Origin of the sequence: Moorena sp. SIO3B2 (assembly GCF_010692525.1) — a bacterium.
GTDB classification, from domain to species: Bacteria; Cyanobacteriota; Cyanobacteriia; order Cyanobacteriales; family Coleofasciculaceae; genus Moorena; species Moorena producens.
In genome coordinates this window covers 17,815-27,363 of record NZ_JAAHHE010000071.1, presented here as the reverse complement: position 1 = coordinate 27,363, position 9,549 = coordinate 17,815, and the positions used below count along the sequence as shown (strand labels likewise).

General features: G+C 44.1%; 11 protein-coding genes and 1 pseudogene. 6 read left to right on the top strand and 6 right to left on the bottom strand.

All coding sequences use genetic code 11. From position 1 onward, the window contains the following. The 4 genes and pseudogenes from F6K38_RS17275 to F6K38_RS17260 form a co-directional block, all read right to left on the bottom strand. Positions 1-640: AGE family epimerase/isomerase (locus tag F6K38_RS17275; protein ID WP_287357014.1), on the bottom strand; the 640-nt coding region annotated here is incomplete at its 3' end. Positions 641-682: 42 nt separating this feature from the next. Further along, a pseudogene (locus F6K38_RS17270) lies at positions 683-949 on the bottom strand (ISKra4 family transposase); the annotation flags it as partial. A gap of 169 nt (positions 950-1,118) precedes the next feature. Further along, the gene (locus F6K38_RS17265) at positions 1,119-2,465 is read right to left on the bottom strand and encodes an alkaline phosphatase PhoX (RefSeq protein WP_044494492.1); all 1,347 of its coding nucleotides are present in this window, start codon (positions 2,463-2,465) and stop codon (positions 1,119-1,121) included. Between the two features lie 25 nt (positions 2,466-2,490). Beyond that, the gene (locus F6K38_RS17260; RefSeq protein ID WP_009149535.1) at positions 2,491-3,030 is read right to left on the bottom strand and encodes a pentapeptide repeat-containing protein; all 540 of its coding nucleotides are present in this window, start codon (positions 3,028-3,030) and stop codon (positions 2,491-2,493) included. A gap of 426 nt (positions 3,031-3,456) precedes the next feature. Here F6K38_RS17260 and F6K38_RS17255 point away from each other — a divergent pair, with 426 nt between their 5' ends. Then, on the top strand, positions 3,457-5,022 hold the full coding sequence (locus F6K38_RS17255; RefSeq protein ID WP_287263388.1) for a SagB/ThcOx family dehydrogenase: 1,566 nt from the start codon (positions 3,457-3,459) through the stop codon (positions 5,020-5,022). Further along, the gene (locus F6K38_RS17250; protein ID WP_287251747.1) at positions 5,019-5,192 is read left to right on the top strand and encodes a hypothetical protein; all 174 of its coding nucleotides are present in this window, start codon (positions 5,019-5,021) and stop codon (positions 5,190-5,192) included. Before F6K38_RS17255 ends, F6K38_RS17250 begins: the two co-directional genes overlap by 4 nt. Here the strand turns inward: F6K38_RS17250 and F6K38_RS17245 are convergent. Continuing rightward, the gene (locus F6K38_RS17245) at positions 5,186-5,476 is read right to left on the bottom strand and encodes a hypothetical protein (RefSeq protein ID WP_287251746.1); all 291 of its coding nucleotides are present in this window, start codon (positions 5,474-5,476) and stop codon (positions 5,186-5,188) included. The two genes, F6K38_RS17250 and F6K38_RS17245, sit on opposite strands and share 7 nt — an antisense overlap. A gap of 322 nt (positions 5,477-5,798) precedes the next feature. On the opposite strand from F6K38_RS17245, the gene F6K38_RS17240 reads away from it, so the two are divergent. Further along, the gene (locus F6K38_RS17240; RefSeq protein WP_287251744.1) at positions 5,799-6,521 is read left to right on the top strand and encodes a pentapeptide repeat-containing protein; all 723 of its coding nucleotides are present in this window, start codon (positions 5,799-5,801) and stop codon (positions 6,519-6,521) included. Here the strand turns inward: F6K38_RS17240 and F6K38_RS17235 are convergent, their stop codons facing one another. Next, positions 6,522-6,650 carry a hypothetical protein gene (locus F6K38_RS17235; protein ID WP_267871967.1) on the bottom strand — a complete coding sequence of 43 codons (129 nt, stop codon included), beginning with the start codon at positions 6,648-6,650 and terminating at the stop codon, positions 6,522-6,524. It abuts the gene before it with no gap. A 311-nt stretch (positions 6,651-6,961) separates the two neighbouring features. Here F6K38_RS17235 and F6K38_RS17230 point away from each other — a divergent pair, with 311 nt between their 5' ends. From F6K38_RS17230 to F6K38_RS17220, 3 genes are all read left to right on the top strand, one after another. Continuing rightward, positions 6,962-8,845 (top strand): alpha/beta hydrolase, encoded by a 1,884-nt coding sequence (locus F6K38_RS17230; RefSeq protein WP_008178327.1) that lies wholly within the window; start codon positions 6,962-6,964, stop codon positions 8,843-8,845. Positions 8,846-9,022: 177 nt separating this feature from the next. Then, on the top strand, positions 9,023-9,172 hold the full coding sequence (locus tag F6K38_RS17225) for a hypothetical protein (RefSeq protein WP_154659649.1): 150 nt from the start codon (positions 9,023-9,025) through the stop codon (positions 9,170-9,172). Positions 9,173-9,295: 123 nt separating this feature from the next. Then, positions 9,296-9,547 carry a hypothetical protein gene (locus tag F6K38_RS17220; protein WP_131826856.1) on the top strand — a complete coding sequence of 84 codons (252 nt, stop codon included), beginning with the start codon at positions 9,296-9,298 and terminating at the stop codon, positions 9,545-9,547. Positions 9,548-9,549: the final 2 nt, after the last annotated feature.

The window sequence follows — 9,549 nt, the reverse complement described above, 5'->3', positions numbered from 1 at the left end:
GCAATACTTCTTCATCTTGAGTTAGATAGTAATAAAAAGCCATCCCCTGTAAAGCATAGGCTAGTTCTTGACTATTACGCTCTGAAACAGAAGAAAGAGGAGTAAGATTATCTTCAGAAAATACAGTAAATACACCACCATTTTCTCGATCAAATCCATATTTGCGAATCCAATCTAATCCAGATTTTGCTAAACTTAAAAATTTAGGATTTCCAGTCAATTGATAAGCAACTCCGTAGGTGTAAATTTGACGAGAATGAGCAACTATGTGCTTTTTATTAAAGTAATTTTTAATCCAATTGTCTTCATCTTCTAAATCCTTAAAAATTGGGCATGGTTGAGACAAATCAAGTAGCTCCCCATTGTCACATCGCAAGCTAGGAAAATTACCTACAGGTTTACCAAAAGCAGTTTCCATTAACCACCAAGGATTGAGGTCTTCTTCTACATGCTGTAACCATCTTTCACCGGTTAGGGTTTGTATTTTTTGTTCGAGTAATATAGGTTGGCTAATGGTTGGTGACAAGCCAACTATCAAGGTAATTACTAAAGTAGTAATAAGTACATATAAATAAAATCGATATTTTTTCATCATCTGTAAATAAAGGGTTTTAGCAATTTTAGTAACCCAGAACTTCAATTAATTTTTTTTTTTTATTCCCGTCATTGTCCATAAATCTTAATCAGCTATCTTATCGGATTCACTTTCAAAAATTAGCAGAGCATTTATTTTAAAGTTTTGGACTCAATCTACTATCAGGTTTGCACTCAAAATAATCGGCCTGTTTATCGCTTATTTCTACCTCTGTTAATCTCGTTTTTATTCTTCAATATCTGCCAATTTAAAGTTGACTAACTTCTGACAAAAAAAATGAGCTATCTCTGGTGAAAGTTATCCTTGGAGATAGTCTCTTAGGGTCGTTTCTATATTCTCCGGCTCACGTCTATTTTGGGATCACCTCGTTTCACAGCCGCTATTGCTTTTCTGCGTAGGTCATAACTTAAGGAAGCAGGCATCGGTGTTCCTCGCTACTCGTCATCTATAAGTCCTAACATAGATTCGTAGCACTATATTCTTTATTTTGTCAAGTTCTATGACTTTACAACCGCTTTAGACTCTAAACCCAAGGGCCCTGAATTGCAAATGTGATACCAGGCTCTTGAATGTTCACGAACATGATCCGACCATTGGGTGAGAAGCAAGCACCAGCAAACTCACTGCTGTTGAGGGCATTCCGTGCCAACTGGTAAAGCTCACCTTTAGGATTGACCCCAACCAGGAATTGGTCACCACCACCATCTTCACAGAGGATGAGATCCCCAGAAGGACTCATGGTCACATTATCTGGGTGTTCTAGTAAGCTGCGGTCATGGGACTCAACAAACAGTTCAATGGTGCCACCCTCTTGGGGATTGCTACCAGGAACATAGCGCCAGACTTGACCAGCTCCATTCGCCCATCCAGTGTTTGGATTTAACGAACCACCACTAGTACAGGTAAAGTAAACCTCATTATTACCGTACCATGCCCCTTCTCCCCGGGTAAATTGGGTTGCTCCCTTACCAAAACCTTCAACCCGCACAGTATCTTCTTCCGGGTCTACATCCTCAATCCGAACCCATTCTACTGCCATGGGCTGACCGACAGGGAAGTTTTCAACCGTGATTTTTTGAAATGTTCCCTGGATCTTCAATGCCTCCAGTAGACCCCCTGCTTTTAAGTTGCCTGGTTGCTTGGGAATAAAGCGATAAAACAGACCATCCATCCTGTCTTCAGTCTGATAAACAATCCCAGTATTGGGATCTACTGCAACGGCTTCATGGTTAAAACGACCCATGGCCACTAGAGGCTCAGCTTGAACCACTTCACCGGTAATGGGCACTTCAAAGTTATAGCCGTGCTTCATCGAAACACTTCTGGGGTCATCTGCCGGATAAGTGGTGGGAGTAACGGTGCTTTCTTCACAACTAATCCATGAACCCCAAGGGGTTGGTCCGCCACTACAGTTTCGTTCAGTACCAGCGAGGGAAGTGTACTGTTTGACCAGTTGACCATTGGCTGCCACTACTAGTGTTGTCGTGCCTCCCAAACACATGGGGTCATACTTGATATACTCTACTGCTACCAATCCATGTTTATCCAATTGATGGGGGCTAAGTTCATGATTGCGCACCAGGACAGTATTGCCTCCCGGTGCAGGAAAAGCCGCCATGCCATCGGGTCTACCAGGCACCAAATTGCTATCACTCATGGTGTCACCTGTGCGGGATAAAATTTTATAGCTAAATCCGGCTGCCAGGTCTAATAATTGATTAGGGTCTGGCTGAAGGGACCCAAAGCCTTTACCTCGAAATGATTTACCAAGAGCCTTCTTGGCAAAAACCTCTTTCAAGGGGGATGCTAGAATTGCACCAGCGGTGCTAGCACTGGCTAAGGCAAAGAAGTGACGTCGTGATAAAGTCATTGGTGGATAACGGATAGGTGTTTGATCACTCAGAGCCATCAGCTCTATGCCCATCAGGATAAATCGTCGAACTATCCAAGTAGGCATCACAAAGATCGACGTTCTCGGCTCGAAATAAGTTGCAACCCCTCAACTGAGCCTTAGTAAGGATAGCTCTTTTCAGGTTAGCATTACTCAAATTGGCATGGCTGAGATTGGCATGGCTCAGGTCAGTGTCCCTCAAATCTGCTGCTTGGAGATTAGCACCAGCTAGATTTGCGCCCTGTAAATTGGCACGACGTAGATTTGCTCTGAACAGATTGGCATTCTGAAGATCCGCCCCAGAGAGATTGGTCTGGTAGAGCTGGGCATCACTTAACTGAACTGCTTGAAGTTGAGCTTGCTGCAACTTGGCTTGACTTAGATTAGAGTAGGGCAGGTAAGTCTTTTTAAGATTGCTGCTAGTCAGGTCAATTGCTTGTATATCTGCTTCAAACAGGTCAGCTTCACTGATATCTACTCCACTAAAGTCTCGTCTACCCCTAGCGTATTGTTCAAGTAACTCGGCTCCACCAATCTTTTTCATTGCGCTATAAATAGGTCAGCTTTTGCCGCCCAATACCAATTTATAAAATAATGTCAATGCGTATTTATGCTTATTTATTTTATAAAGGTATAACTTTGTAGCGCATTACACACTTAATTATAATTCTTTTTTAATATTTGTGAACATTTGCTACGTAAAAATAAAAATACTTGACAAAATAATTTTATTAAAATAAAATTATTTAATAAAATTTTTTCGAAATTTTTCTTAGGTAGGGAGCAGGGACTTCGGACTTCGGAGCAGGGAACAGGGAATAGGGAACAGGGCAAAAATCCTGTGTACGTGATTAGGCTAAAAACCGCTATATCAATAAGGGAGCAGGGAACAGCGGATCACCGGAACAGGGAACAGGACAAAAATCCTGTCAAGATATAAAGCAAAGCTTCATGTTCTGTTGCAACTAAGATGTCAAAACTGCCAGTATCCATCGCTCAGCACTACCACGAGCGCACCAAATATGCTCCAGAAACCATATCAGCCAAAAATAAGGGCTTAGACTGGGAGAAGCAGCCGATACCGTTTAAAGACTACAAAGTTGGGACTAACTTTGACCTAAAACCATACTTCTCACAAGACCGGGAGCAGTTTACCTCTGAACCGAGTAAAAGTTGGTGGCGGCTATCCCAGTTACTACTGTGTAGTTATGGTTTGACAGCTAGGGTGGAGACCATGGGACCACCACTTTATCTGAGGGCAGCTCCCTCTGCTGGTGGCTTATACCCAGCTGAAGTTTATTTGATTTCCCGTGGTACTCCCCTATTACCACCAGGACTATACAACTATCAGTGTCTGACCCATTCTCTGGTTCATTTTTGGGAGAGTGATGTTTGGAATGCACTGCAAGAGGCTTGCTTCTGGCACCCAGTTTTGGAGAGTACGGAACTGGCTATTGTAACTACAGCGGTATTTTATCGCTCTGCCTGGCGCTATGAAGACCGGGCATACCGTAGAATTTTTCTAGACACTGGTCATCTGCTAGGCAACATTGAGTTAGCTGGGGCTTTGAGTGATTACCGACCTCACCTAATTGGTGGCTTTGCTGATCAAAAAGTTAATGAACTGCTTTATCTAGACCTGGAACAAGAAGGAGCGATCGCAGTAATCCCCCTGGCCGATCAGCTCAAAGTTGAACAAAACTTGCCCATCGCCCCAACTGTGTTGCCATCTCCTACTGAAGTTAATTACCCAAAGATTCCAGATGGAGAATTATTGGGTTATTTGCACCGCGCTACGGAAATTAAAGAGGGTGGTGATTGGAAAGCTAAGGGTAATACTTTAAAGATTACAGACATTGACCAGCAGTTAGAAGACAAGTACAATTTTCCGTTTTGTGATAAAGTTTCAACGGCTACAAACCCCATAGATTGGGGGGAGTTAACCAGCTCAGGTAATGCTCCGAAAGCATTTTTAGATACTATTCTAAAACGACGCTCTACCCGAGCTTATAGTGCAGCTAATTTGACCTTGGAGGAGCTAAAAGCTCTTCTGGATTTTACATACCAACCTCAGCATTACATTGAGCAGGGGTTAGATGGAACACCAGATTATTTTGATTTAAGTTTAATCGAAACATTTATAGCAGTATCTGGGGTAAATGATCTAGAAGAAGGCTGCTATTATTACGCGCCTAAGGCTCAAGAATTGCGGCAAATTCGGTTTAAAAACTTCCGACAGGAATTGCATTTTCTGTGTTTAGGGCAAGATCTGGGTCGAGATGCCAGAGCAGTGGTGTTCCACACGGCTGACTTACAAAAAGCAGTGGCTAGATTAGGCGATCGCGCTTACCGTTACTTGCACATGGATGCTGGTCATCTAGGACAGCGGCTCAATCTAGCAGCTATTTACCTTGGTTTAGGAGTAAGTGGTATTGGTGGCTTCTTTGATGACCAGGTAAATGACGTTTTAGGTATTCCTGTTGATGAAGCGGTTGTTTATATTACAACTTTGGGGCGTCCTAGAACACGGTTTTGAGGTTTCTTTCGGGAGTAGGGAATCGGGAGTCGGGAGTCGGGAGTGGGGAGTCGGGAGGGTGGGGAGTGTTGGAAGTTTGGGGAGAGGGGGAGATAGGGAGAATTGGGAGTCGGGAGTGTGGGGAGATGGGGAGAATGGGGAGATGGGGAGATGGGGAGAGAGATTATTGATGTGATCGCATCGACTCGGGAATCGGGAGTCGGGAGTCGGGAATCGGGAAATCGGGACAGAGATTATGGATGCGATCGCATCGACTCGGCAGTCGGGAGTCGGGAATCGGGAGTCGGGAGTCGGGAATCGGGAAATCGGGACAGAGATTATGGATGCGATCGCATCGACTCGGCAGTCGGGAGTCGGGAATCGGGAGTCGGGAGTCGGGAATCGGGAAATCGGGACAGAGATTATGGATGCGATCGCATCGACTCGGCAGTCGGGAGTCGGGATGCGATCGCATAATTTAATTTACCGTCCTGCCCAAATAACGCCAACCGACCCCTAGAAATACTTTAGGACTTACGCAGTAACTCTACCTGTAGGGTTTGGTGCCCAGTTTTGGGTAAGTCCTGTCCAAGTCGCTGTTTCGCCAATGTCTGGTCTTCAAACAATAGTTGCACCCAAGCCGTAATAGCTTGGGTGTGGCTTTTTAGGCCGCCATTTTATACAAAAGCTGCTGACAGTCTTAAAAATCTTAACAAAAATGTAAACTTTATTTTCGCTATGTTACATTAAATTTAATACTTTATTAAGAATTGTTACCTAGAGGACTAATCAACTACATGGCGGAACCTACCCATCTGGCTGAGCTTGAGCAGGGTCTAAAACTCTGGAATCAATGGAGAGACAATCATCCCAAACTGATCCCTGACCTGATGGAAGTAGACCTGAGTGGGCAAAACCTCAATGGTTTCAATCTCTTTCAAGCCGAGCTAATGGGATCTAACTTGAGTGGGTCATTGCTGATTTATACTGACCTGACTGAGGCTTGTGTCGTTGGGGCAATATTTGATAAAGCTATTCTTCGTCACGCTTACTTGAATAGAGCCAAGCTTACCCGTACATCCTTCCAAAGAGCAGACCTGACTATGACATCTTTGGAAGACGCTAATCTAATTAGGGTTAACTTTTCTCTGGCAGACCTTGAGGGAGCTAATCTGTTTAGAACTAACCTGATTGCTGTGAATTTCACCAAAGCCAATCTGAGTAGGGTCAACTTCACTGAAGCGGTGATGACTGGGGCTAATCTTAATGAAGCTCAACTGATTGGTAGTAATTTTGATAAAGCTAATTTAACAGGAGCAGATCTGGTGAAGGCGAATCTGAAAGGGGCTAACCTTAGTCAAGCTAATCTTAGTTATACCAACCTCAGAGAAGCTAACCTTAGTGAAACCAACCTCAGAAAAGCGAATCTTACCGGAGCTGATTTAACTCATGCCAACCTTCAGGGGGCTAATCTGATTGAAGCGGAACTTGATGGAGTGATATTAAATACGAGTATTTAGTTATTTGGGAAAGGGAGTCGGGAGTCGGGAGTCGGGAGTCGGGAGTCGGGAGTAGGGAATCGGGAGTCGGGAGTCGGGAGTGGGGAATCGGGAAGAAATAGGTGTGTCTACTTCATTAATAGTAAGCATTCAGTAGTCAGCAGTCAGCGGTCAGGAGTCAGCGGTCAGCGGTCAGCCTTTGCCTGAGCGCTGATAGCACCTAAAGTAGCACCTAAAGTAGCCCATAGGCTGATAGCTGATGGCTGATAGCTGATAGCTGATAGCGGATAACTGATAGCTAATAGCTGAGAACTGATACGCGACACGCTAATAGCTAATAGCTGATAGCTTACCCTTTAGTGCAGAAGTGCTGCAGAAAAAATATTTCGATGGGCTTGTCGAGTCTTGATTAAGTCGGCTTTGATCGAAATATCCGCACTCACATTCTGCATACATCGCTAATGATCAATTTTCAGCTGCCATGGTCTGATCGCGGCCATACCTCTGAATCTTCTGTGAAGAAAAAACACTGTAATGGTTCAATAGGTCAAATTAAAAAAATCAGACAGGGTGCTCTAGGTAGTCTCTTTGTGACTCTGTTTTGGGCAATTACCCCACCAGTTTTTGCCGCTGAGTATCTCACTCTACGCTTAGGGCCATTTGAGCAATCTGTCGCTATCAAGGAATTAGAAACGTTTGCTGAGACAGGGGAGTTATCACCAGCACTGCAACCCTATCGAGATATCCTCACGCCACAGATTCGGAAGATTTTGACCAATAGCCTCAAACTCAACCCTAAGACCACAGAAACCTTTATCAATGACCTTCTCCTCTCCAGCGATGGCGCACGGTTGTTGGACAGACTAGGGTTAGCACTCCCCGATAGTAGTTTAGAGCAATTAAAAGCTGCTCTGTTGTTAGGAGCAAGGCAAGTTAATGGTTTAAGTGTGCTGAGTTTCTTACGGGCTTACCCAGGAGAAAAGATCACTTTGGATGCTTCGTCTGCTGTTGGGATTGCCCTACAACTTAATGCCTCTTATTGGAAAAGTTTAGCAGTTGGTCCGATCTTAGAGCAAGATTTGGCTGTTGCGGACGCTGCCACCTTTCGCCCTAGATTTGACCCTGCTACTTCCGGTCCCCAATTGGTTAAACAGCGTAAACTAAGACTAAGAGACCGACAACGGCAACGTACTATTATTGTAGATCTATACTGGGCTGAGGATACCACTGGACCAATGGTAGTTCTCTCCCACGGATTTGCTGCAGACCGCAAATTTCTGAGATATTTAGCACGCCATCTAGCCTCCCATGGCCTTACTGTAGCTTCCCTAGAGCATCCTGGCAGCAACTTTACCAGGATTAACAGTTTGTCAGCACCTGGTAAACTTGGGGATTTGTTACCTCCGGGGGAGTTTATTGACCGTCCCAAAGATGTCAGCTTTCTCCTGGATGAGTTGGCTGACATCAACGATAGATATTCTACCATGCTTGGTAAACTGAATACTCAACAAGTTACAATTATTGGTCATTCCTTGGGGGGCTACACGGCTTTAGCGTTGGCTGGGGGAAAACTCAATTTAGAGGAACTGCGACGGTTTTGTAAAAATCGCTCTCCTGTGGGCAGATCCCCAGCAGATTGGTTCCAATGTGCAGCGGCTGATTTACCAGAAGACGAGGTTAATCTTACTGATCAGCGAGTGGTGCAAGCGATCGCTTTGAATAGTGTAACCGGGCGTTTGTTTGGTACTAAGGGTTTGCGTCAAGTTACTGTACCAACCTTAATGTTAACGGGCACAGAGGATGCCATTACACCAGCTCTAGACCATCAGTTACGGTCTTTTAATCAGTTGGGGGGTTCTAAGTATTTGATTAGCGCCATTGGTGGCACTCACCTCAGTGTGACTGACCCGAAGAATCTTAACGATGCGATCGCTAGAAGTACGTTAGTCAAAGAAGTGGTTGGAGACGATGCCCATAGCCTGCGGCAACTGGTCAAAGGTGTAAGTTTAGCCTTTATTAAGCAGCTAACTCCAGAAGCTGAACGCTATGAACCATTTTTAACCCCAGCCTACGCTCAATCTCTTTCGAGTCCCAAAATTTCCTTGCGTCTGAGTAAAAAATTACCCCCTACGATAGCGACTTGGTTTCAAGTTCTATCCGTGGGAAATCAGCAGGTTGCTATTAACTTTAAGGACGTAAATTATGGGTCGATCAGCTCAAATAAATTCTATTTTTATCCTAACACTAAAATGATGACTCCGAATAGTTTTTGCATTGGACAGCTGAATCAATTGTTCAATAAACTTATCAACAAGTACCGCGAAAAAGCAACTCGCATCAGTTAAGCTATATAGTTTTAGGGAGTCGGGAGTCGGGAGTCGGGAGTCGGGAATAGGGAATAGGGAATAGGGAATAGGGAGTGTGGGGAGATGGGGAGATGGGGAGATGGGGAGATGGGGAGTCAGATCAGTAGACCTCTTGCATAAGTCTCATAAACCGTGGGTGTTGACAAGGCAAAAGGCATGCATACAAAAGGGATAGATTTTGATTTCATATTTATTTTTGCAAGAGGTCTAGTTTTCCCGATTCCCGATTCCCGATTCCCTACTCCGGATTCCCGATTCCCGATTCCCGATTCCGGATTCCCGATTCCCGATTCCCGATTCCCTTAATTAATTGATAGTTGACAATTTTAAAGTTTTGTAACTTATGGCCAATATGGCAAGACTTTTCTATTAGCTATGGGGGAAGTTTATATAAACAATCAATAGAAATAAATTGGATATATGGCTATCATGGAAATCTCTGATTTAGGTTTCACCGAGAGGTTAGAGAGTGACAGCTTTGTTTCTGACAGTAGTGATCATAAAATAACTGATGTTGTCGGTGGTACAAGTCGCAGGATTCGTTGGCCTCATAATGATCAACCGCAGCAGGAGCCTACGACAATTGTGAGCATACCCATAAAATTACCGTTTTGTCCTCTTTTCTTATTTCCTGATGGCACTATCGGGCATAAGTGTTTTGATACTGATGATAGTCATTAGTC